The 23403-nt window shown below is 51.9% G+C and carries 23 protein-coding genes and 1 tRNA gene; 16 read left to right on the top strand and 8 right to left on the bottom strand.

The genetic code is table 11. The annotated features are described in order from the left end of the window. The first annotated feature begins 69 nt into the window (after positions 1-69). Positions 70-1314 carry a family 1 glycosylhydrolase gene (locus H7U12_RS21585; RefSeq protein ID WP_186641999.1) on the top strand — a complete coding sequence of 415 codons (1245 nt, stop codon included), beginning with the start codon at positions 70-72 and terminating at the stop codon, positions 1312-1314. A gap of 155 nt (positions 1315-1469) precedes the next feature. Here the strand turns inward: H7U12_RS21585 and H7U12_RS21590 are convergent, their stop codons facing one another. Further along, complete coding sequence (locus tag H7U12_RS21590; protein WP_186642000.1) at positions 1470-2447, bottom strand: ROK family protein; 978 nt, start codon at positions 2445-2447, stop codon at positions 1470-1472. Between the two features lie 792 nt (positions 2448-3239). Between H7U12_RS21590 and gyrB the strand changes: the two genes are divergently transcribed. After that, complete coding sequence (gyrB, locus tag H7U12_RS21595) at positions 3240-5195, top strand: DNA topoisomerase (ATP-hydrolyzing) subunit B (RefSeq protein ID WP_186642001.1); 1956 nt, start codon at positions 3240-3242, stop codon at positions 5193-5195. Between the two features lie 157 nt (positions 5196-5352). Next, a complete protein-coding gene (gene ppk1, locus H7U12_RS21600) occupies positions 5353-7455 on the top strand; it encodes a polyphosphate kinase 1 (RefSeq protein ID WP_186642002.1) in 2103 nt (700 codons plus the stop codon). Positions 7456-7525: 70 nt separating this feature from the next. On the opposite strand, the gene H7U12_RS21605 is transcribed toward ppk1, so the two are convergent. After that, positions 7526-8452: a Ppx/GppA phosphatase family protein gene (locus H7U12_RS21605; protein WP_186642003.1), complete on the bottom strand. Its 927-nt coding sequence runs from the start codon at positions 8450-8452 to the stop codon at positions 7526-7528. Positions 8453-8718: 266 nt separating this feature from the next. Between H7U12_RS21605 and greA the strand changes: the two genes are divergently transcribed. Both greA and H7U12_RS21615 read left to right on the top strand, forming a co-directional pair. Continuing rightward, a complete protein-coding gene (gene greA, locus H7U12_RS21610) occupies positions 8719-9192 on the top strand; it encodes a transcription elongation factor GreA (RefSeq protein WP_186642004.1) in 474 nt (157 codons plus the stop codon). An 8-nt stretch (positions 9193-9200) separates the two neighbouring features. Beyond that, positions 9201-9611 (top strand): HIT family protein, encoded by a 411-nt coding sequence (locus H7U12_RS21615; protein WP_186642005.1) that lies wholly within the window; start codon positions 9201-9203, stop codon positions 9609-9611. Positions 9612-9732: 121 nt separating this feature from the next. Here the strand turns inward: H7U12_RS21615 and ruvC are convergent, their stop codons facing one another. Next, positions 9733-10305, bottom strand: a complete 573-nt coding sequence (ruvC, locus tag H7U12_RS21620; RefSeq protein WP_186642006.1) for a crossover junction endodeoxyribonuclease RuvC — start codon at positions 10303-10305, stop codon at positions 9733-9735. On the opposite strand from ruvC, the gene H7U12_RS21625 reads away from it, so the two are divergent. The 11 genes from H7U12_RS21625 to H7U12_RS21675 all read left to right on the top strand — a co-directional run bounded on the left by H7U12_RS21625 (position 10297) and on the right by H7U12_RS21675 (position 20024). Then, entirely contained in the window at positions 10297-11307 is a 1011-nt protein-coding gene (locus H7U12_RS21625) for a lysylphosphatidylglycerol synthase domain-containing protein (protein ID WP_186642007.1), read from the top strand. The genes ruvC and H7U12_RS21625 overlap by 9 nt on opposite strands. Further along, positions 11229-12434, top strand: a complete 1206-nt coding sequence (locus H7U12_RS21630) for a glycosyltransferase (RefSeq protein ID WP_186642008.1) — start codon at positions 11229-11231, stop codon at positions 12432-12434. Before H7U12_RS21625 ends, H7U12_RS21630 begins: the two co-directional genes overlap by 79 nt. Beyond that, on the top strand, positions 12431-12688 hold the full coding sequence (locus tag H7U12_RS21635) for a hypothetical protein (protein ID WP_186642009.1): 258 nt from the start codon (positions 12431-12433) through the stop codon (positions 12686-12688). The genes H7U12_RS21630 and H7U12_RS21635 overlap by 4 nt, the downstream gene beginning before the upstream one ends. 209 nt (positions 12689-12897) lie before the next feature. Next, positions 12898-14121: a PP2C family protein-serine/threonine phosphatase gene (locus tag H7U12_RS21640; protein ID WP_186642010.1), complete on the top strand. Its 1224-nt coding sequence runs from the start codon at positions 12898-12900 to the stop codon at positions 14119-14121. Between the two features lie 145 nt (positions 14122-14266). Continuing rightward, positions 14267-14899, top strand: a complete 633-nt coding sequence (locus H7U12_RS21645; protein WP_186642011.1) for a polysaccharide deacetylase family protein — start codon at positions 14267-14269, stop codon at positions 14897-14899. A gap of 3 nt (positions 14900-14902) precedes the next feature. Further along, positions 14903-15994 carry a glycosyltransferase gene (locus H7U12_RS21650; RefSeq protein ID WP_186642012.1) on the top strand — a complete coding sequence of 364 codons (1092 nt, stop codon included), beginning with the start codon at positions 14903-14905 and terminating at the stop codon, positions 15992-15994. Positions 15995-16079: 85 nt separating this feature from the next. Beyond that, complete coding sequence (locus H7U12_RS21655) at positions 16080-16841, top strand: TatD family hydrolase (RefSeq protein WP_186642013.1); 762 nt, start codon at positions 16080-16082, stop codon at positions 16839-16841. Positions 16842-16845: 4 nt separating this feature from the next. Then, on the top strand, positions 16846-17919 hold the full coding sequence (locus H7U12_RS21660) for an asparaginase (protein WP_186642014.1): 1074 nt from the start codon (positions 16846-16848) through the stop codon (positions 17917-17919). A gap of 76 nt (positions 17920-17995) precedes the next feature. Further along, positions 17996-18082, top strand: a tRNA-Ser gene (locus H7U12_RS21665). A gap of 318 nt (positions 18083-18400) precedes the next feature. Continuing rightward, positions 18401-19129, top strand: coding sequence for a carbon-nitrogen hydrolase family protein (locus H7U12_RS21670; RefSeq protein ID WP_186642015.1), 729 nt, complete (start codon positions 18401-18403; stop codon positions 19127-19129). 157 nt (positions 19130-19286) lie between these two features. Next, positions 19287-20024: a metal-dependent hydrolase gene (locus H7U12_RS21675; RefSeq protein ID WP_186642016.1), complete on the top strand. Its 738-nt coding sequence runs from the start codon at positions 19287-19289 to the stop codon at positions 20022-20024. 270 nt (positions 20025-20294) lie between these two features. On the opposite strand, the gene H7U12_RS21680 is transcribed toward H7U12_RS21675, so the two are convergent. The 5 genes from H7U12_RS21680 to H7U12_RS22750 all read right to left on the bottom strand — a co-directional run bounded on the left by H7U12_RS21680 (position 20295) and on the right by H7U12_RS22750 (position 23397). Beyond that, a complete protein-coding gene (locus H7U12_RS21680) occupies positions 20295-21446 on the bottom strand; it encodes a Gfo/Idh/MocA family protein (protein WP_186642017.1) in 1152 nt (383 codons plus the stop codon). A gap of 379 nt (positions 21447-21825) precedes the next feature. Continuing rightward, positions 21826-22098: a hypothetical protein gene (locus tag H7U12_RS21685; protein ID WP_186642018.1), complete on the bottom strand. Its 273-nt coding sequence runs from the start codon at positions 22096-22098 to the stop codon at positions 21826-21828. 110 nt (positions 22099-22208) lie between these two features. Continuing rightward, entirely contained in the window at positions 22209-22508 is a 300-nt protein-coding gene (locus H7U12_RS21690; RefSeq protein WP_186642019.1) for a hypothetical protein, read from the bottom strand. 127 nt (positions 22509-22635) lie between these two features. Further along, positions 22636-22860, bottom strand: a complete 225-nt coding sequence (locus H7U12_RS22745) for a hypothetical protein (RefSeq protein ID WP_241749611.1) — start codon at positions 22858-22860, stop codon at positions 22636-22638. Between the two features lie 75 nt (positions 22861-22935). Further along, positions 22936-23397: a hypothetical protein gene (locus tag H7U12_RS22750; RefSeq protein WP_241749613.1), complete on the bottom strand. Its 462-nt coding sequence runs from the start codon at positions 23395-23397 to the stop codon at positions 22936-22938. Positions 23398-23403 lie beyond the last annotated feature (6 nt).

Genomic DNA, 23403 nt, shown 5'->3' on the forward strand with positions numbered 1-23403 from the left:
GTGAAAACCGAAATGTACCGCAAAAACGGAGTGGGCGAACCTTTGCAGAGTTTAGGAGTTAGTTTAGGTATGGCAAAACGTCCCGGCATCTTCCCCACCTTCTTTATCTCTGGATTTGAGTGTTCTACGTTTCTCTGGAAAGACAAGAAACGCCGCAACCTCATCCAGGAAACCCAGCACGACCGCTTTGCGGAAAAGGATTACGAGCTCCTGCGCAAGTTGGGGATAGCCGTCTCCCGGGAGGGAATTCCGTGGCCCATGATAGACACCGCGGGCGAGTATGATTTCTCGTCCATCGATCCCATGATAGAGTCCATGCAGAAGCAGAAGATCCTGTCCATCTGGGACCTTTGCCACTACGGGTACCCCGATGATCTGGATCCTTTCACCGATGCATTCACGCAGCGTTTTGCTGATTACTGCCGCGCCGCCGCCGCGTACGTCACCACCCGGCTGCCCGGACCTTATTTCTTCACGCCCATCAACGAGATCACGTTCTTTTCCTTCTGCGCCGGGGAATGGGGCTGGGTTGCTCCTTATAAGAAAACGAAGGAAGAACGTTTCAAACTGCGGTTGGCTCTCTGCAAAGCTGCCATCGCGGGCGTGAAAGCCATTCGGGAAGTGGTGCCCGAGGCCCGCATGGTACACATTGATCCGCTGGTACAGGTGGTGGCGCCCAAAGATCGCCCTGATTTAGCCGAAGCCGCCCACCATGAAACCTACGTGGATACATTTTTGGCCTGGGACATCATTGCGGGGAAAGAGCACCCGGAGTTTGGCGGCTCGCCCGAGATCCTGGACATTGTGGGCGCCAACAACTATTCTTTCGGGCAGATGGAGTACCGGGAGCAAGGACCGCATGCCGCCCTTCCTCCGGACGATGGCCGCATCAAACCGCTCTGCGACCTGATGCACCTGGTCTGGGACCGGTACCAGCGCCCGATGATCATTGGCGAAACCAGCGGCATGAAAGACGGGCGCGAAGACTGGCTGCGCGATGTCATGGATGAATCTCTGGCGGCGGTAGAAGCAGGAATAGACTTGCACGGCGTCTGCCTTTTCCCCGCCGTTGACATGCCTGACTGGCACACCGGCGAATGGCTGCACAACGGCCTCTGTGATCTGGAACCGGAAAACGGCTTGCTGAAACGGGTGGAATGTGAACCGTACATCGCGGAGCTGCGCCGCTGGCAGAAAGAACTGAACCGCGTGACCTCCCTGGATGAAGATCCCTTCAACGATCCCGTGGAATTACAGGACGTAGTAGATGCCGCCCACCGGTTAAAGAAGCAACCAGACAAGAACTGGCACTGACCCGCTTAAGCGCCGTTTTCTGAAAAGAGGCCATAAACCGATGATCGTTATGCAAGCGAATAGCTCCGCTTGGATAACGATCATCAGGTGACCCGTAAAAGCAAAAGCCCGAAGGGGAGACCTCCGGGCTTTTACAAAAAGGATATCGCGTAAAATTATGCCACAGGCGTACGCTCTAATTCTTTCCAGGCAAGAGCAGCAGCTCCCATCACGGCAGTATTGTTCAAGCCAAGGCCAGAAGGTAAAATCTTCACTTTGCCTTTGAAAACGCTCAACAGATTTTTCTCCATGTGGTAACGAACCGGATCAAACAGGAACTCCTCGGCGCGGGTCAAACCCCCGAACAGGAAGATCGCCTCGGGGCTCAGGTGAGCTACAGTGTCGGCTAGTTTCATACCCAGCACTTTGCCGGTGTACTCAAAGCAGTCAATCGCGATTTTGTCGCCGCGTTTGGCGGCCTGGGTGATCATCTCGGCGTTCAGGTCGTTGAAGCTCACGCCGCGCAGTTCGCTGTAGTCGGTATAATCGGCCAGGAACTTGTACACGGTGCGCTTGATGCCGGTAGCCGAAACGTACGTCTCCAGACAGCCTCTTCTGCCGCAACCGCACACACGGCCGCTGCCTTTCACGTTCACCAACGTGTGGCCCAGCTCACCGGCGTTGCCATCATGGCCGTACACCAACTCACCGTTCGCCACAATCCCGCTTCCCAGACCAGTACCCAACGTCACCACCACAAAGTTCTTCATGTTTTTGGCACCGCCGTAGATCATCTCCCCAATAGCGGCCGCGTTGGCGTCGTTGGTCAGATACACCGGAAGTTTGAAGTAGGAGTGCAGCAATTCCACCAACGGAACAGAACCGTGCCATTTCAGGTTAGGGGCGTTCTCAATAGTGCCGGTATAGAAGTTCCCGTTGGGCGCGCCTACCCCTACACCAATGACTTTCGCTTCGTCTTCAATTTTCTTGAATTTCGCCTGCACCTCGCTGTAGAGAATGCGCAGGAAATCATGAACGGTTTCCCCTTCGGTAGTGAGGAGCTCGCCCTGGGTTAAGATGATGCCATCGCGGTCAATGAATCCAAACTTGGTGTTCGTGCCACCGATGTCAATGCCTAAAATTACGTCCTTCATGAGAGTTAGTAGAGATTGGTGCGGGTAAAGGGCACGAGGTCCACCTGGAAGTCGTGCGGTTCATTCTTTAATAGGACCGAAACTTAAGAAGAAACCTCCATTTTGCCAAATATTAGGAATATCAGCCCCATTTTGGTCCTTTTCAGAACGACAAGGTCTAAAATATCGGCGGTATCACCGTATAAATACGCTGCTAGCCTACTACATCCTGATTTTCGATAAACGAGACCTTCATCAAAATCCCAGTCGATTCCCGCTCAGAACTGTCTCTGCCGCGCTCCTGTTTTCTGCCTGTTTTGGTGAAAACAGGCAGAAAACAGGTCTGGTAAATTCTTGCCCAGATAGGAGGTGAAGAGCGCATGGCCACAGAAAAACGGGAGCTGGTTTGTGTTACGAGAACGTGTCTTTCCTTTGTTAGCTGAGAACTAGGTCCCTTCACTTCGTCTCCGAGGCGATTCTGGGGTGTTTTCCGGAAAGTGGCTCATTTTTAGAAACGATGTATAGAACGATGTTGCCGCTTTTTTTGCCGGTTATCTGTTGGTAGAGGTGGGGCGAAGGCAACGCAATGTAGGCAAGGCAGCGGCGTTATAGGGGTGTTTTCTTCAAAATGCCGCTAAAACACCTAAGAAGTCCCTTTTCATCACCCGCCAAGCTGGGGGGCAGGATAGTGGATTCTGGGGTTTTCAGAGGCGGCAGAAATAATTAAAGTAGCGCTATATTTAAGGGAGAAGAAGCTGGCAAAACCGGATAAAATTTGGTATTTTTGCATGTTAATAATCCACCGAAAACTCAATGAGTGACATCGAACAAAACAACATGACCGCCTATTCCGCAGACAGTATCCAGGTGCTTGAAGGCTTGGAGGCGGTGCGTAAACGGCCCGCCATGTACATCGGCGATATCGGCATCAAAGGTCTTCACCACCTGGTTTGGGAGGTAGTAGACAACTCCATAGACGAAGCCCTGGCCGGGCACTGTGACGAGATCAGCGTCACCATCCACACAGACAATTCCGTTTCAGTTTCCGACAATGGCCGCGGTATTCCGGTTGATTTTCACCAGAAGGAAGGCCGCTCGGCCCTGGAAGTGGTGATGACCGTGCTGCACGCCGGCGGTAAGTTTGACAAAGACTCCTACAAAGTGTCGGGCGGTCTGCACGGGGTAGGGGTTTCCTGCGTGAACGCCCTCTCCACCGACCTGCACGTGACGGTGCACCGCAACGGAAAACTCTACGAGCAGCATTATAACATTGGCGTGCCCGCTTACCCGGTGCGCGAGATCGGTACTACTGATAAGACGGGCACCACGGTTCATTTCCAGCCAGATGCCAGCATCTTTACGGTAACCGAATACAAATACGAGACAGTAGCCAGCCGTTTGCGCGAACTGGCGTTCCTGAACAAGGGCATCAGAATCAACCTCACCGACCTACGCGAGGAAACCTCGCCGGGCGAGTTCCTGAGCGAGTCGTTCTACTCTGAAGGCGGTCTGCGCGAGTTTGTGGCGTACATTGAGGAAACCCGGGTGAACCTGATTCCCGAGCCCATTTACGTGGAGAGCGAGAAAGGCGGGATTCCCGTTGAGATTGCCCTGAACTACAACACGTCCTACACCGAGAATATTTTCTCCTACGTTAACAACATCAATACCCACGAGGGCGGTACGCACGTGGCCGGTTTCCGGCGGGCGCTTACCCGTACCCTCAAGGCGTACGCCGAGCGCTCTGGCATGCTGGAGAAAGCCAAGGTGGAAATCCAGGGCGATGACTTCCGCGAGGGCCTCACGGCGGTGATATCCGTGAAAGTGCAGGAGCCGCAGTTTGAGGGCCAGACCAAAACCAAGCTGGGTAACTCAGACGTGATGGGCGCCGTGGACACGGTAGTGGGCGAGATTCTGAACCGTTTCCTGGAAGAGAACCCCAAAGAAGCGAAGATCATCATCCAGAAAGTGATTCTGGCGGCGCAGGCGCGTCTGGCGGCCCGTAAGGCCCGCGAGATGGTGCAGCGGAAAAACGTGATGGGCGGCTCCGGCCTGCCCGGTAAACTCGCCGACTGTTCTGACAACGATCCCGTGAACTGCGAGCTGTACCTGGTGGAGGGTGACTCCGCGGGCGGGTCGGCGAAGCAGGGCCGTGACCGGAAGTTCCAGGCCATTCTGCCGCTTAGAGGTAAAATCCTGAACGTGGAGAAAGCCCAGGAGCACCGCATCTACGAAAACGAAGAGATCAAGAACATGATCACCGCCCTGGGCGTGAGCTTCGGGACCCCGGAAGACGACAAGGCGCTGAACATGGTGAAACTCCGCTACCACAAAGTCATCATCATGACGGATGCGGACGTGGACGGTTCCCACATCAGAACCCTGATCCTGACGTTCTTCTTCCGCTACATGCGCGACCTGATTGACAACGGTTACGTGTACATCGCGCTGCCGCCGTTGTACCTGGTGAAGAAAGGCAAGGAAGAGCGCTACTGCTGGACCGAGCAAGACCGTCTGGAAGCCATTGCCGAACTGGGCAAGGGGAGAGAAGACAGCGTGGGCGTGCAGCGCTACAAAGGTCTTGGGGAGATGAACCCCGAGCAACTCTGGGAAACCACCATGCGCCCCGATACCCGCAGCTTAAAGCAAGTATCCGTTGAGTCTGCCGCCGAGGCCGACCACCTCTTCTCCATGCTCATGGGCGATGAAGTGGCTCCCCGCCGTGATTTCATAGAACGAAACGCCAAATACGCGAAAGTAGACGTGTAAACGGTATGGAATTTGCAACAGAAAAGCCTGCTACATGCAGGCTTTTCTGTTGCGCTTGGCGGTTGAAAGCCGTTACTTTAGAAAGTGAAAACTCTGTACGTACAGAAAGCAACCTGCGTATAAACAAGAACCGATCAGTAGAAGTTGACCACCTGCTATGAACTCAATCAAGGCATCGGAGCAAATCCGGAGAAGTAACTACATCAGCCGTGACCTTAGTTGGTTGCGTTTCAACTACCGGGTGCTGGATCTGGCAAGGAACCCCAACACGCCGCTTTTTGATAGAATGAAGTTTCTGGCCATTACCTCCTCCAACCTGGATGAGTTCTTCATGATTAGGGTGGGCAGCTTGTACAACTACATTGATTTCGGGAAAGAGCGGGTAGACTACTCCGGCCTGCGGGAACAGACCTTCAGGAAGAAACTGCTGGATCTGGCGCATCGGTTTGTCAACGACCAATGCCAGTCCTATGAAGAGCTGAAACAGGACTTTGACAAGCACGGCTTCAACATCTGCAAAGTAGAGGACCTGACGGAGTCTGAGCAGACCAAGGCGGCTTCTTACTTCAAGAACACCATCTTCCCGCTGCTCACGCCTATGGTGTATGACAACTACCATGGCTTCCCGCTCATGATGAACCAGCTGCTCATTTTTGCGGTGGTGACGCATACCTCTGAGGAAGAGAAGCAGCACAGCCGCACCACGTTTGTGCAGGTGCCGGGCAATTTGACCCGTTTTTTCGAAATATCCCGCAAAAACAAGGTCATCTTCGTGCCCATTGAGGAGATCATCCGCTGGAACATGGACAAACTGTTCCGCAACGTGGAGATTGAATCGGTGAACCTGTTCCGGATCACGCGTAACGGCGATTTCACGCTGGAGGAAAGCGATGACATGGACCAGGACTTCATCCAGGAGGTGAAGCAGAAGCTGAAGAACCGCAAGAAAGGCCGCGTGGTACGTCTGGAGGTGGAGAGAACCCCTGCGCCGGGCGTGATGAAAATGCTGAAGGAGCGCTGGAACATTGACAACGGCAACATCTTTTCCATTGACCGCCTCATTGACCTGAAGTCTTTGTGGCAGATCATCAAACACCCGCACTTCGCCAATAAAATCCAGCGGCCTCCCGCACCGGTTCCCGCGCCCAGCTTACCGCCCGGGGCCATGGACAATATCTTTGAGTACCTCAAGGAGCATGATGTGCTGCTGCACCACCCGTACAACAGCATTGAACCTGTGGTGACCCTGCTGGAGAAAGCTGCCGAAGACCCGTATGTGCTGGGAATCAAGCAGACCATTTACCGCCTGGCGGATAACTCCCGCGTGACCGCCGCTTTGCTGAAAGCCGCCGAAAACGGAAAACACGTCTCGGCGCTGCTGGAGGTGAAAGCCCGTTTTGACGAGGAACGCAACCTCAAGGAAGGCGAGAAGCTGGAGAAAGCCGGTTGCTTTGTAATCTACGGCATCAGCAAGTACAAGACGCACACCAAGATGCTCATGATCATCCGGAAGGAGGGGGAGAAGGTGACGCGTTACGTGCACATTGGCAGCGGAAACTACAATGAAGCCACCAGCCGCGCCTACACAGACATCAGCCTGCTCACCACCGATGACGTGTACGGCCATGACGTGTCTGAATTCTTCAACGTGATCACCGGCCACTCCTACCCAGAGAACTACGAGTACCTGATCACCGCGCCCAAAGACATGCGCCAGCAGCTCATTGAACTCATCCGGCAGGAGACGCGAAACGCGGAGTTGGGTTTACCGGCGGGCATCGTGATTAAGATCAACTCGCTGGAAGACAAAGAGGTGATAGACGAGTTCTACGCCGCCTCGCAGGCCGGGGTGCAGATCAGGCTCATTGTGCGCGGAATCTGCTGCCTGCGGCCCGGACGGGAAGGATTGAGCGAGAACATCCAGGTGAGTTCCATTGTGGGCGAGTACCTGGAGCACGCGCGCATTTTCTATTTCCACAACAACGGCAACCCGCAGGTGCTGGGCGGCTCCGCCGATATCATGGTGCGCAGTTTTGAGCGTCGGATTGAAGCGCTTTTCTACATTGTGCACGAAGACCTCAAGCGCCAGGCCACTAACATTCTGCGCTGCAACCTCATGGACAACCAGAACTCGTACATCATGCGCGAAGACGGTTCCTACATCAAGCGGCAACCCGCCGAGGGCGAACCGGAGTTCAACATGCACCGCGAGTTCTACCGCATCTCCACGGATGTAGAGGTGGCAACGTGTCTGTTCTAGATTCCTAATGTATATCAAAACGAAGGGCTGCCATTCTCAAAATGGCAGCCCTTCGTTTTAAGGCCGTTTTTTAGAAATCAAGCTTAAAGTGGTGCTGGGTAGCGCCCAGATGACGCTCGTAGAGCGACTGCAGGATTCCGTCTTTCAGGCCCACCTGCGGCACCAGCATGTTGTCAATGTTGGCCCAGGTCATGGCAGAAAGGTAAATCTCGGCGGCGGGGACAATCACATCGGCGCGGTCGGCGTTGAGCAGCAACACTTTCACGCGTTCTTCCATAGAGTAGCTGGAGATGCGTTGCACCACTTCCTCAATCTGATCGCGGTAGATGGGTTTGCCCGCCATCTTACCGGCCATCTCGTAAATCTTGTTGATGTTGCCGCCCGTGCCAATGGCGTGCGAGACGTTGTGCATGCGGGCCTTCTCTATGACCCAGTCTTTCATGAACTGCCACATTTCCATGGATTCCTCTCCCTGCATGTGCCGGATGGAGCCCTGCTCAAACGACTGCGAGGCTACTTTCATGCGGTTCACGTAAATGTTGAACTCCGTGCTGCCGCCGCCTACGTCTATGTGCAGGTAATTCTGGTTGTCCAGCTGCTGCCGGATGACCAGGTTGATGAGGTCGGCCTCGGTGGTGCCGTCAATGACCTGGATGTGCAGCCCCAGCTTCTCCTGGATTTCTTCAATGAGCTCGGGGGCGTTTGTCGCGGAGCGCATGGCCGAGGTGGCACAGATCATGTAGTCGTGCACCTCGTGCACCTGCATGATGAGGGAAAGGCCGTGCAGGAGTTTGATGAACTTCTCCGCCTTGGGCCGGGAGATCACCCCGGAGGCAAACACGTCCTCGCCCAGCCGCATGGGGTACCGGATGTACTCCACCCGCTTGAAGAGGGTATGGTCCTCAAATCTGAACACGTTGGATATCTGGCATCTAACCGCGTTAGACCCTATGTCTATGGCGGCAAGCTTTAGGAATGGTTCGGTGGCTTCTGACATACGATTGTAAAAATATAACCAAAAACCAATATTTGTTACCAAGACATCAGTTTTTAGCTTGTTTTCTGAAAATAAAGGTAAAAAGCAGATCGCTCTTTTCTCCTTAATTAATTGGGTTAACAGGTGTCTCTGCCCTTGTACTGTTGCGCAAAATAATAGTTATGATGCGTGTAGTTTAGAAAAAATGTAATACCTTAGCATAAGAACGGTCTCCAGACAGGAAGGCCGTTCTTCTTTTTTAATCATTGTACTAACCCATTACTAATATGGCAACAGTATCTTACTACACCCCAGAAGGATTGCATAAGCTCAAGGAAGAGTTACATGAACTGAAGACAAAAGGCCGTGCCGAAGTGGCCCGTCAGTTGGCGGAAGCCCGTGATAAAGGGGACTTGAGTGAGAACGCTGAGTATGACGCAGCCAAAGACGCCCAAGGCCACCTGGAGCTGAAGATATCCAAACTGGAGGAAGTGTTAGGAAACGCCCGTCTCATTGACGAGTCTAACCTGGACCTGACCAAGGCGCTGATTCTTTCCAAAGTGAAACTCAAGAACCTGAACAACAACATGGAGATGCTCTACACGCTGGTAGCCGAAGAAGAGGCCAACCTGGCCGCCGGCAAAATCTCCGTGAAGTCACCCATTGGCAAAGGCTTGCTGGGTAAATCAGTGGGGGAGATCGCGGAGATCACCGTACCCGCCGGAAAGCTTCGGTTCGAGATTCTGGAAATTTCAAGATAAGCACGCCCATGGCCACCATCTTCTCTAAAATCATCAGCGGCGAAGTGCCCGCCTACAAAGTACTGGAAGACGAGCGTTTCCTGGCTTTTCTGGACGTTTTCCCCTTGGTGAAAGGCCATGTGCTGGTCATCCCCAAAGAACCAGTAGACTATATCTTTGATTTGGATCCTCAGACCTTGGCTGATCTGCATACCTTTGCCCAGAAAGTGGCGGTGGGGTTGAAGAAAGCCGTGCCGTGTACCAAGGTAGGGGTGGCTGTCATCGGGTTGGAGGTGCCGCATGCCCACGTGCATTTGGTGCCCATGAACCAGATCTCTGACATGAACTTCAGCAATCCCAAACTTAAATTGGAGGCCGATGAGATGGAGGAAGTGGCCGGTAAAATTAGGCAGGCCCTTAAAACCGAGGCCGGAAGTTAAGGCGTACTGGTCTCAAATGTTTCAGCCGTTTCGGGGCTCTTTTCTCAGAAAGAGCCCCGAAACGGCTGAAACACGTTTATAGGGTGGAGGTTTTCTGCGGAGGTTAAACCAAGGTGGGCAGCTACTTAGACAAGCGGTCTGGGTTCTCGGTGAGGAAGGCTTTCCAGGACTTTCCGCCAGCTTTCTGGTTACTGCCCTGCGTGTAGTGGTGGCAGAGCGCCACGGCCAGGGCATCGGTGGCATCCAGGAACTTGGGCGCTTCCTTGATTTTGAGGATCTGCAGCAGCATGGCCGCCACCTGTTCTTTGGAGGCGTTCCCGTTGCCGGTCACCGATTGTTTTATTTTCTTTGGTGCGTATTCCACGTACGGAATGTCCCTTGAGAGCGCCGCCGCGATGGCAACGCCCTGGGCGCGGCCCAACTTTAACATGGACTGTACGTTTGTCCCGAAAAACGGGGCTTCAATGGCCATCTCATCGGGGAGGTACTCGGTGATCAGGCGCAGGGTACTGTCGTAGATTTTTTTCAGCTTTACGGCGTGGTTCGCGTAGCTTTTGAGTTGGAGCACCCCGTACTGGAGCACCGTTATTTTGGAGCCGTTCACCTCAATGAGGCCGTAGCCCATTACGTTGGTGCCCGGGTCTACACCTAAGATTAATTTATTATTGGGAAGAACTGCGGTAGGATGAATCATGAAGCGCAAAATTACAAACAATCCGGCAAAGTGCTGGTATCGCGGCGGCTTTTGGTGGGGCTGGGAAAGCTCCTGGTTTTCGGCCTGACGTTATATTACCTGAGACAAGCAATTCTGGAAGCCAGTTCGCACAGCACGTTTTCTTTTGCCACCTTTCTGAAAATATGGGCCCAAAACGGCTGGGCCTTGTGTCTGGCGGCGGCGCTGTTGCCAGTGAACTGGGGTGTGGAAGCCTCAAAATGGCAGTTCCTGTCCAGGAAGTTCGAGAAAATCACGTTTCTGGAGGCTTACCGCGCGGTGCTGGTGGGGCTTACCCTGGGCTTCGTGACGCCTAACCGGATGGGAGATTACGCCGGCCGCATCCTGACCTTGCACCGTAAAGATCGCGCCGACGCCATCGGGGCCATCCTCTTGGGCCGCCTGTGTCAGTTGTTTGCCACGGTGCTGATGGGTTCTGCCGCTCTCGCCTATTTCGTGTACAAGTATTACGTGCCGCTGGCCTCACCGGTGGGCATCTCGCTGGGTTTGGCTTTCCTGCTGGTGAATGGCTGGGCGTTGGCTTTTCTGTTCAGTTTCCAGTGGGCCATTGGTTTGCTGGAGCGGGTGCCGTTCCTGCACCGTTGGCTACATTATTTCGCCGTCATCGGGACGTATTCCTCCGGGGAGCTGAGACAAACTCTGTTTATTTCCGGGGCGAGGTACCTGGTGTTTGTGGGGCAGTTCATCGCCTTGCTGTGGGCCTTCGGGGTGCATCTGTCGCCAGAGGAATATGTCTGGGGAGTGGCCGGTACGTTCCTGATTAAATCCGTGGTGCCTTCCATCAATGCCCTGGCCGATATTGGCATGCGCGAATTGTCTGCCATGCACTTTTTCGGGCTGATGGGCCAGGACCCCCTGCTGGTGCTGGGCGCCAGCCTTACTCTATGGACCCTGAACATCGCCCTTCCCAGCGCCTTGGGGCTGATCTTTGTATTACCCCTCAAACTTTCTACTCCGCGTTGATGCTGTTTTTGTTGCTGCTGGTAGGGGTATACGCCATGGTGTTGGTGCGCAGCTGGATCGCCTGGCGTAAACTCAAGAGTCCGTCCCTCACAGCAGAGACGCCGCCGGTGTTTTTCTCCGTTATTCTTCCGGTCCGGAACGAAGCCCGAAATATCCTATCGCTTTTGCAGGACCTGGAATGGCAGCAGTACCCCTCGTCTCAGTACGAAGTGATTGTGGTGGATGATCATTCTGAGGATGGCACGCCTGAGCTGGTAAGGCAGTTTCAGCAGCAAAGCAACATGAACTTGAGCCTGCTGTTTTTAAGCCATTTTCCGGGAAAGAGGCAGAAAAAGGCCGCCGTTGAGACAGGCATCCGGCACGCGAAAGGGGAGTGGATCGCCTGCACCGACGGCGATTGTCACGTCTCCCCGCAGTGGTTGGCAGCCTTGAACCAGGTCCGGCACGAGCAGCAGCCCCAACTCATCAGCGGACCCGTTTCCTTTGCACCGGTAGCTACCGTTTGGCAGCAACTACAGGCCCTGGAGTTCTCGGCGCTGATTGCCATGGGAGCCGCCTCCATTGCCGTACGGAAACCCACCATGTGCAACGGCGCCAACATCGCCTACAGCAAATCGGCTTTTCTGGACGTGAACGGTTTTCAGGGAAACGAGCAGGTTCCGTCCGGCGATGATGAATTCCTGCTCCATAAGATACACCGGCGTTACCCCGGCCAGATCGCCTTCGCGAAAGGCAAAGAAGCCCTGGTGGAAACCCCGGCGTCGGATTCTATCAGGCATTTTCTGCACCAGCGCATCCGGTGGGCGAGCAAATGGCGGCACTATGACAGCTATTTTTCGCAGGTTCTGGCGTTGATAGTAATGGGAGGGAACCTGGCGGTACTTTCTGCGTTGATCGCGGCGCTGGCGGGCTGGTGGCCGTGGTGGTTTCTGGGCATCGTATTAACCACAAAAATGGGCGCAGATACGCTACTTTTATGGGAGATTTTAGGCTTATTCGGTAAAAAGCGGTTACTTTCGCTGCTGTGGTTACTACAACTAGTGTATGTACCGTATATGCTCTTCACTGCCATTTTAGGGCTGCGCGGGCAATACCACTGGAAGGGCCGACAACTCAAGACAGCATGACAGATCAGGAATTTGATATTTTAGATGAGCTTTATTTTGTGACCTCTTTTGAGGAGCTGCAGAAGGAGCTGGGCTTGCCAGAAGAGGAGCTACGGGAAGCGCTGCGAGGCTTGATCAGTATGAACTACATCAAATGCCTGTTCCCCGATCAGGACACCGAGGTGCCGTTTGATCCTGATCACTTTGCGCGCGAAGGACACCAGTACTTTTTCCTGGCTACCAAAGAAGGGCTTCTCACCCATAACTCAAAATAGAAAACAAACTCCGTTTAGGGCTGTTTTCCTGAAATCATGCCTGAAACGGGAATTAGATTCTTGCCATTGAACCGTGCGGGCCAGAACTGATGTAGTAGAAGTAAGCGGTTAGGTAGAGGTTGCTCTGCTTCACACGGCCGGTTTCCGAAACGCTCCACTTAGGTGAGGGAAGGGGAGACCAGCAAATGAATCGTAACTTGTCAAAACGAATGTCTGATTTAAAGTTTCCTACAGTAGAGCAGGAATTGAACCTGAAGAAGTTGGAATTGGCTGCGCTGTTGGAAATTACCAAAGCCATCAACAACAACCTTCCGGAAGAAGCGCTCTACAAGATATACCACTTCACGCTGCTGGCCCAGTTGAACATCCGGCGGCTCTCGCTTTTTCTCATTGACGAGGAGTGGGAGTGTAAAGTAAGTTTCGGGACGCAGCACAATTTCCGGGAAATGGAGCTTCCGGCGGAGATCACCGAGCTGCGCGAAATCACCTCGCTTTCTGATCTGGACATTGACCGTCGGTGGCATGATTTCGAGATTGTCATTCCCATCACGCACAACAACCGCATTCTGGCCTTCGTGATGATCGGGAACGTGAACGCCTATTACACCACTCTTGGCGCCCTCAGTTTTGTGCAGACGCTCAGCAACATCATTCTGGTGGCCATGGAGAACCGCCGGCTGGAGCGCCACCGGTTAACCCAGGAGGCCATGCGCAAGGAGATTGAGATTGCCCGCGAGGTGCAAAACATGCTCTTCCCCAAGTCGCTGCCCAACAACCAGGATGTCGCCATTCACGCCACCTACATCCCGCACTCTTCCATTGGCGGCGATTACTATGATTACGTGCCCATTGACAAAGATCAGTTCCTGTTCTGCGTAGCCGATGTGTCTGGCAAAGGGGTGCCGGCGTCACTGCTGATGTCCAATTTCCAGGCGGGCCTGAGAACCATTCTGCGGCAGACGACGAACCTCAGCACCATCGTGAGCGAACTGAATGACCTAATCTACCGTAACGCGATCGCGGAGAAGTTCATTACCTGTTTTCTGGCTATTTACAACCGAAAGACCCGCGAGCTGAGTTACGTAAATGCCGGTCATAATGCCTCCATTCTGCTGTATGAAGACAACACCTGCCGTTTGCTGGAAGAAGGCTGCACCATGTTAGGGATTTTCGATGAGCTTCCTTTCCTGCCGGTGACCACCGTACATGTACCGCACAACTCCCTGGTGCTCTGCTACACCGATGGCCTGACCGAGGTGTTCAACCAGGACGAGGACGAGTTCGGGATAGAAAACACCATAAGGGTGCTGCAGAAATGCCGGTACGTGAGTTCCAAAAATCTGCACCGGCAGCTGTTGCAGGAAGTGAATTCCTACAATGTGGGTACTTCCTTCAGTGATGACATTACCCTGCTTTCCTGCCGGTTCAAGTAAAAGCGACCCGTCCGTTTCAGGGCTGTTTTTCGTAAAACTGCCCTGAAACGGATGTTTCTAATAAGCTCTTGGCTGTCCTAAGCAGAAGGCGGCTCTCCGCGGTTATTCAGTCATTAGTTGCTCCTTTAAACCTGAATTGTTGGCGATGCGCTTCCACAAAACCCCACCCGTGTTACCCTGGCTGTTCCGGAAGGCCTGGTGGAAGCGGCCGGTCTCTGATAAAATCCTTTTCCTGACGTTTGATGACGGGCCCATTCCGGAGGTCACGCCTTTTGTGCTGGAGCAACTGGCCCAGTATAACGCCAAAGCGACGTTTTTCTGCGTGGGGGAAAACCTGGAACGATACCCAGATCTGGCCCGCGAGGCCAAAGCCCAGGGACACCAACTGGCGAACCACACCCACCAACACGTGAAAGCCTGGAAAGTATCCCCTGCTGAGTACCGGCAACAGGTGGAGCGATGCCAGGCAGCCCTGGAGAAAGTGGGTTCAGGGGCAGACGGTCCTAAATTTTTCCGGCCTCCGCATGGTCAACTGACGTGGCGGCATCTGCGTATGTTGGAGCCAGAGTACCAGGTGGTCATGTGGAGCACGCTCACGTATGATTTCGATGCGAGTTTATACCCGGAGGAATGTCTGGCCAAAGCCATTGCCGTGACCAAACCCGGATCTGTGGTGGTGCTGCACGATAGCCTGAAAGCCGAGCGGAACCTACGCTATGTCCTGCCCAGGCTGCTGCGCCACTTCTCTGATTTGGGATACGTTTTCAAAACCCTCTAGCGGATGCTTTTCTCCCTCGGTTTCCTGATCCTCTATTTTTCGCTTTTCCTGGGGCTGTTATGGCTTTGGTGGAACAGAAAACCCCCGGTCCTGCCGCCGCTCACCAGCTACCCCAAGGTCAGTATCCTTATTGCCGCCCGAAACGAAGAACAGCACATCATCACCTGCCTGGAGGCCATCGACCGCCTGCACTACCCCAAAGACCGGCTGGAAGTGCTGGTGGGAGATGACCGCTCCTCAGATAAAACCCGGCAACTGGTGGAAGCCTATAAGCAAACGCATCCATACGTTTCCTGCCACGGCATCCTCTTTGATGTGCAGGGAACCAAAGGCAAAGCCAATGTGCTGGCGCAGTTAGCCCAACTAGCCACCTCTGATTTTTTCTTCATCACTGACGCTGATATTGAAGTACCCCGGCGGTGGGTAGAGACTATGCTGCAACACCTCACTCCCGGTACCGGACTGGTCACCGGCATTACCACCACCAAAGGCTCCCGGATCTTTGACCGGCTGCAAGCCCTGGATTGGCTTTATAACCTGGGTCTTATGCAGGTGGTCGCTGACAGAAACCTGCCCGTCTCCACCATGGGCAACAACCTGCTGGTCACCCGCGAGGCGTATAGAAAGGTAGGAGGGTTTGAGAATATCCCGTTCTCGGTGACAGAAGACGTGCAGCTGTTCAAGCAGGTGCTTGCCAAAGGCTACAAAACCAAGAACATCTATGCTCCCGAGGTCCTGGCCCTGTCTTTACCGGCCCCCAATGTGCTGACGCTGCTAGACCAACGCAGGCGCTGGATGCGTGGATCCATGCATCTGCCCTGGTACATGATTCTTTTGTTCGTGATCCATTCGGCTTACTACCCGGTGTGGCTTCCTTTTTTCCTGCATACTTCCTGGGGAGTATGGCTGGCGGTTCTGGTTGGGAAACTTTTGTTACAGAGCCTATTCCTGCGGAAATGCCTCACCTACAGCAAACAAACCAGCAACTGGCGCGACATCCTCTTGCTGGAAGTGTACCTGGTGCTCACATCGGTGGTATTGCTCGTCTATTTCTTTCTGCCATTTAAGATCCGGTGGAAAGGCCGGCTGTATTAAATCAAGCGCAGGATTTACGTACCTTTGCCGTTTTCTGCCTGTTTTCTTTAAACCAGGCTTAAAACGAAACCGCCCTTTCTTCCTCATGACCTACATAGATTCCCACGCCCACGTTTTCTCCCCTGAGTTTGCCCAGGACCGCGAAGAGATGCTGCTACGTGCCCAGGAGGCCCACGTGGCCGAGGTGTACATGCCCAATATAGATTTAGCTTCCATTGACACCATGCTCCAGATTGAGCAGCAGCACCCGTGGTGTCACGCCCTGATGGGCTTACACCCGTGCCATGTGTTCCAGGATTACCGGCAGGTGCTGGAAGAGATGGAGCAATGGTTAGAGAAACGACCGTTCAAGGGAGTAGGAGAGGCGGGCCTTGACTACTACTGGGATAAAACCTTTGTGCAGGAGCAGAAAGAAGCCTTGCGCATTCAGTGCGGTTGGGCGAAGAAGTACCAGATTCCCATTATCCTGCACACCCGTGACGCGTTTCTGGACACGCTGGAGATTATCCGGGAGCAGCAGGAGGGAAGCCTCAGAGGTATTTTCCATTGTTTCTCCGGCACGGTAGAAGAAGCCCAGGCCGCCGTGGATCAGAACTTCCTGCTGGGCATTGGCGGAGTAAGTACGTTTAAAAACGGAGGCCTTGAACCGGTTTTAGGGGCAATTGATCTAAAACACATAGTATTGGAAACCGATAGTCCGTATCTTGCGCCCGTGCCCAAACGTGGCAAAAGGAATGAACCCTCCTATCTTCCTTACGTGGCCCAACGAATAGCAGAAATCAAGTCAGTTACTCTAGATGAGGTGGCCGCCGTCACAACCGACAACGCCAAACGCCTCTTTTCCTAATACTATGAAATTTCTAAAGGTAAATATCAATACGGCTGCCCCCAGTGACCCGGAGGCAGCCATTTTGCTTATTTACACCGGTGGTACCATTGGCATGGTCTCTGACAAGGAAGACAACCATTTGGTCCCTTTTGATTTTAGCGAAGTGATTCACCGCGTGCCCGAGATGCGGCAGTTCAGAGTGATGCTGACGGTGCTGAGCTTAGACCCACCCATTGATTCCTCCAACATTGGAGTAGAGCACTGGATCAAACTGGCTCAGCTGATACAGGTGAATTATCAGGAGTACGATGGATTTGTGATCCTGCACGGCACCGACACCATGGCCTACAGCGCCTCGGCTTTGAGCTTCTTATTGGAAAACCTGGGCAAACCCGTCATTTTCACCGGTGCCCAGGTGCCCATCGGCCGTATGCGCACCGATGCGCGCCGTAACCTGATCACGGCCATGGAGATTGCCTCGGCTTACCGAACCGGCAAACCCTTGGTACCCGAGGTTTCCATTTTCTTCAACACGGTGCTGCTGCGCGGAAATAGGTCTACCAAGGTGGAAAGCCGGCACTTCAACGCCTTCCACTCGGGCAAGTATCCGCAGTTGGCCAAAGCAGGGATTGACATTGAATATAATCCCTCGGTTATTCTGCCAGCTCCAGCCCAGCCCCTGAGGGTATATCAGGAGCTGGAAAGCCAGGTTGCGGTCTTGAAGTTGTTCCCGGGCATCAGCCCTTCCCTGATTGAGGCGATCTTGAGCGCCAAGGGACTGAAAGGTCTGGTGCTGGAAACCTTTGGCGCCGGAAACGCCCCTACGTATCCCTGGTTTTTGAAGCTCCTGCGGGAAGCTGTAGACCGGGGCATCACGATCCTGAACGTGTCCCAGTGTGAGGAAGGAGAGGTGCACCAGGGGCAATACGAGACCAGTTTCTACCTGAAAGAAATGGGGGTGTTAGGCGGTTCAGATATCAGCACCGAGGCCGCCGTCACCAAGCTGATGTTTGTATTGGCGCAGAAACTAACCTCGCAGGAAAAAGCCTCAATTTTAGAGCAAGATCTTCGCGGCGAGATGACCCGCAGGATTTAAATGAAAAAATGAAGGGTCTGGTGTTGCAAATTCCGGAGCTTCTAGCTTTCTTTGCATTCCGAAAAACGGAGACCACGGAGAGGTGTCAGAGTGGTCGAACGAGCACGCCTGGAAAGTGTGTATACTGGTAACGGTATCGAGGGTTCGAATCCCTCCCTCTCCGCAGAAAACAAGAAAGCCCTGTAAGTCCAAAGCTTACAGGGCTTCTTGTTTTCTTTAAACCTATAACAGATGTTGATTAACTTCTGGACACGTCTTTAGCTTCATGAGTTATTCTTTGACATAGTTATTCAAGTAGCACAACTATATTGTGGAATATCTATATTGCTTAAATATATCTCCCCGTCTTTCTAAAATTTATTCATCCGTACATTTCACCAATCACCACCGTTATCGGGATGAATGGATAACTCATACTGACGCAATTCCATATACATACTAGACAGCGGCGAATCAAAGAACAAATCGAATCAAAGTACAAATGAAGATCAGTATCGCACAGATCAAGCCCATTAAGGGGGATATCTCAGCAAACATCAACAAGCACAAGCAGATGATCAGCCTTGCCTCATCTTTGAAGGCATCGGCCATCTTTTTCCCGGAACTCTCCGTGACAGGGTATGAACCCCGGCTAGCAGAAGAATTGGCGACAGACGAATACGACCAAAGGTTTGATGACTTTCAGCAAATAAGCGATACCAGTAACATCACGATTGGCCTGGGTGTTCCTACCAACTCGGATACAGGAATACGGATAACCATGGTGATCTTTCAGCCTGGCAGAGCAAGGCAGATGTACTCCAAACAGCAACTGCACGCCGATGAGCTCCCATTCTTTGCCCCTGGTGAAAAGCAGGCTATCATCACCGTTGACCAAACCAAAATTGCCCCTGCCATTTGTTATGAAAGTCTGCAGCCTGCTCATGCAGACGCAGCAGCAAAAATGGGAGCAGAGATATACCTGGCAAGCGTAGCAAAATCCCAGAATGGGGTCAACAAGGCCATGGTACATTACCCCGAAGTAGCTAAGGAACATGCAATGCCGGTATTGATGGCAAACTGCGTGGGGGCCTGTGATGATTTCGTTAGTGTTGGCCAAAGCTCTGTCTGGACAAACCAAGGAGTTCTTCTAGCCCAACTGGACAATGAAAACGAAGGGCTTCTGGTATTTGATACGGAAACGGAAGAGGTCACCTTACAAGCAGTATAGGTAAACAGCCCCTGACAAAACAAGCTGGCAGCCGGTTTAAACGCTTCAGCTAAAGCCATTACAACCTGAGGCGGCTAGCCATCGGCTCTGCCAAGCCAACCAGGATCGCTGGGTGCTGGTTCAGGGCTCCGGCGTTACCCCTCGGCAAACATAAATAATGACACCAATCAAGACGAAAATACAATTGCTTGGGCATGCTACTTTCAAAGTAACAACCCCGGAAAACAAAGTAATTATTGTAGACCCCTGGCTGATAGAGAATCCATACATTCCCCAAGGCCTGGAAGAACAGGACATTATTGATTTGATGCTGGTGACGCATGGGCACGAGGACCATCTTGACATCCACATTAAGGACATCATCAGAAAAACAAATCCTAAGATCATCGCAAATAATATCTGCAGGCGCTTTCTGATTGAGCAGGATATCCCCGAGTCTTCGTTCGAGGCTATGAACTATGGCGGAACGCTTGATCTCCTTGGGGTAAGGGTCTCCATGGTGATGGCCTTCCATAATGCCCATATCTATTTGACGGACGAGACAATTACCTTTCCCCATGCGGCCAATGGATTTATTCTTCGCATGTCTGACAACACCACGATCTATTTTGCGGGGGACACCTGTGTGTTCGGGGACATGAAGCTTATAAGTGAGATATACCAACCGAATATCGCGGTAATCCCGATCGGGGACCGTTCAATGATGGGAGCGTTAGAAGCATCCTTTGCGGTTAAACTTTTGAACGTAAGGCACGTCATCCCTTTTCATTACGGCACATTTCCCGAGCACACCCAAACCCCTGACGAATTTTTAGAACTGACGAAAGACTATACTGACAGTAAAATTCACATCATTCAAGCAGGAGAAATACTAAACTGTAGTGATCTGTTTTAAACTAGCCTAAGCGCCACTACGGCTTGCCGTGGGGCTAAATTACAAAATGTAAGTCCTAGCTATTCTACTTAGACTTCGAATATACTTGTTTGCTTGCCTGATAATTGGAACCTACCTCCTTCCCTATTCGCAAAAAATGCTGTAAGATTTAATCTTACAGCATTTTTTGCGAATAGGGAAGGAGGTAGGCAGCTTTAAAGACACCTTTTGGCGAATACCCCATCCTTTCATTTTATAAAGAGATCCGTTTCGACCTTTGTTGAGTTTTGATTAAGAGATAGAAATGCGTTTTCCCCCTGATCGGGCTGAATCGTAAATGGCCATCAGAATTTTCACGTCCCTTAGGCCCATTTCACCGGGCACGATGGATGGGGTGTTATTTCTGAAACTAGCGGCTTGTCCATCCATTTGCCTTGCCTGTTCGAAAATGTTGGGGTAGTTCATTTTACCCTGGCTGGTTTCGCCTTCTTTACCTTCGTAGCCGAAAGAAGGCCCTAAGCGCCACCAGCCTTTATCTGCTTTGCCCTCCAGAAAGTCCTCCTGATCGGCGTAGCTGCTGTTGCATTCCGCCACTACACCATTCTCAAATTCCATCCGCCAGCTAATGGATTGCTCCACTTCCTTGAAGATGTCGGGCTTGGTGACTTCCCCAAATTTGGCTGTCACGGCAACCGGTGTTTTGCCCAAGGTGTAACAAGCCGCCTGCACGCAGTAGATGCCCATGTCCATCAAAGGCCCTCCGCCGGATCTTTCCCTATCTACCCGCCAACTGCCCGGTCCTCCCATGACAAAGCTGTTATGCGCCCTGATGCTCTGCACTTTCCCGAATAGCTGTTTCTGCCCAAGTTCCATCACCCGTTGATGAAAAGGGTCGAAGTGCAGGCGATAGCCGATGGCCAGTTGCACGTTGTTCTGGCGGCAGGCCTCCAGCATGCGTTGCGCATCTTCTACCGAGGTGGCCATGGGTTTCTCACAGATCACGTGCTTTTTTGCTTTCGCTGCCCTGATGGTGTACTCGGCGTGCATGGCGTTGGGGAGAACTACGTAGATGATGTCTATGTCTTTGTTATCCGCAATCTGATCGAAGTTCTGGTAGTTATAGATATTCTTGTCAGGGATGTTGTACTTGGCTTTCCAGGTTTCAGCTTTGGACGGCGTACCCGTGACAATGCCGGCCAGGTAACAGTTCTTGGTCTCCTGCAGCGCGGGAGCAAGTTGATGCGTGCTGTACCCGCCAAGCCCCACCAAAGCGATGCCCAGTTTCCGATTCTGGTTGTTCGCGGCACCAGTTTGACTTTCCTGGGTTGTATTTCCCTCCGTTTCACTTGAGCAGAAGGACAGGAGCGGTACCCCAAACACTGTGGAGCCAATGGTAAAGGTTAACCCTTTCAGGAATGTGCGACGTTGGTTGTCTGGTTGCATACCTTTTTGTTTCATGGAAAGAAATAGAGCAGCTGATTACCAATAAGACTTCTAAGGATTGTTTTAGGTAACGGTCAAATCTTATAAGATGAACGGAGGATCCTAAAACGTACTATCCTAAATGCCTCAATGCTTCGGTGTCATTTTACAGTATTTAGAGTACGAATGCACCTATCTAAAGTTGATGAGATAATTCCATCGTCCTGGTTCTTTCATCAAAGTGATGATTGGTGCGAAATAAATGGATGATTGTCCCTTCTGAAAAATAGGCTTTCAGCAGAAATAGGAAAGGAAGTATCGTTCTGCGCACAGCGGATTTTCACCCTTCTTTCCATCGTCTAAATAAGAACTAACCCTGATGTTTGTCTTGCTAGAAAGCTCACCATTTATCAATTATATCTCCCAAGTCACTCACTCCTAAGGTGAACATGACCATGATAATTCCTAAGATAATCTTTATAAGCGGCGGAACTGAGATACCGGTTTTTCTCTTAAGCAGCTCATTTGCAGGAGGAAAATAAAGGAAGGAAAGTAGAAGATACCCGATCCCCGGAACAGGATGCACCCACAGCAAATTCAGCACTCCGGTGAGTATTACCATGATACAGAATACCCAACTGAATAGGTTGAATGAAATAGTTTTAGCTTCCATTTTAGTTGTCATTACGTTTTAAGCCGATTTTTTCAAAAACACTCAATAAACAGACTTAGCTGATCAGTAGCAGTCATTCTTGACTTACCTTTAAGCCACAAATTCAAGCATTAAAAGGACATCAGCATCAGGTCGATTTTTTGAAACAATTCACCTACACCCAGGGCAGCAATGAGGATGAACAGGCCCAGGAGCCATTTCGCTACTCTCGGGATGGAGAATCCGGATATTTTCTGGAAGTAAGTGTTTGCGGGAGGAAGGAAAACGAAGGCAAGCAGGAAAATAAAGATCCCGAATTGCGGGTCATTTCCCCAAAACATATTAATTATTCCAATGGCCATCACCAGAAGGCCGAAGAACCAACCAATTACTTTTGAGAGGCTGGTGGTAAGATGAGAAGTGGTAATCATAGCGTTTTACGTTTTATAGTTTAAGTGACTTTTTACAAAAATGTGCTTAAAACAAGTTGCTCTTTTTTGCGACCCATGTAGCAATTTAGAAAAGGTAAAAGGGCGAATTTGGACAGAGAAATGAATGCTACGGAGTTCGGTTCTGGTGCTTTTTTGCTTGCTCGTATTCATTGAGGCACTTGTCCAGAGGCTGGCAATTAGCGTGAATACAATCGCAGAAGTCATAGCAGGCCTCGGGGTTGTCGCTGTCAGGGCATTGCTGGCGGCAGTCTTTTGTGGAATTGCGGGGCATCAATTCGCAGGACGTTAAGATCACCAGCGCAGCCATGTAAACTATAGAATAAGGTTTCATGATCCTTTAGGGTTAGGCCTTTGTTTTAAAGAATTGGGAAGTATTTGCTGGAATTACTTGCCTAAATAGTTCCGTTCAGGCGGTTTGAGCCTCCTGTTTCTCCCAAGGGAAAATGAATTTCAGCTTGTGGTAGTCCCAGCAAAGGAGGTACAAATTGGCCGTTACCATTAAGGGAGCAGTTAGCCAGGATCCCTCAAAGCGCACCGCCCAGGTTAGGACGCATATGTTCAAAATAATGGGAAAATATATCACCGCTCCCAGGGTTGCCGTACGCGGAATCAACAGCAGAATGGCCGCCATCACCTGCATGACACCTATTGATGTATAGTAGAATCCGGTTTGAAACAAGGCATCTAAATAATGCCCCATCGGGTGGCAGGTGGCTAAATCGGTGAACCGCTCACCCATTATTTTCACGAAGCCCGACGGTAAAAATCCCATGGCCAGCGCTACCCGGTTAAAGATCGCAAAGTCGCGGAGCCATCTGTTCTGCCTTGCCCGCAGATGCACGCTATTCAACGCCGACGAAATAGACATATTCGT

The sequence above is a fragment of the Rufibacter sediminis genome (genome assembly GCF_014269285.1).
Lineage (GTDB): Bacteria > Bacteroidota > Bacteroidia > Cytophagales > Hymenobacteraceae > Nibribacter > Nibribacter sediminis.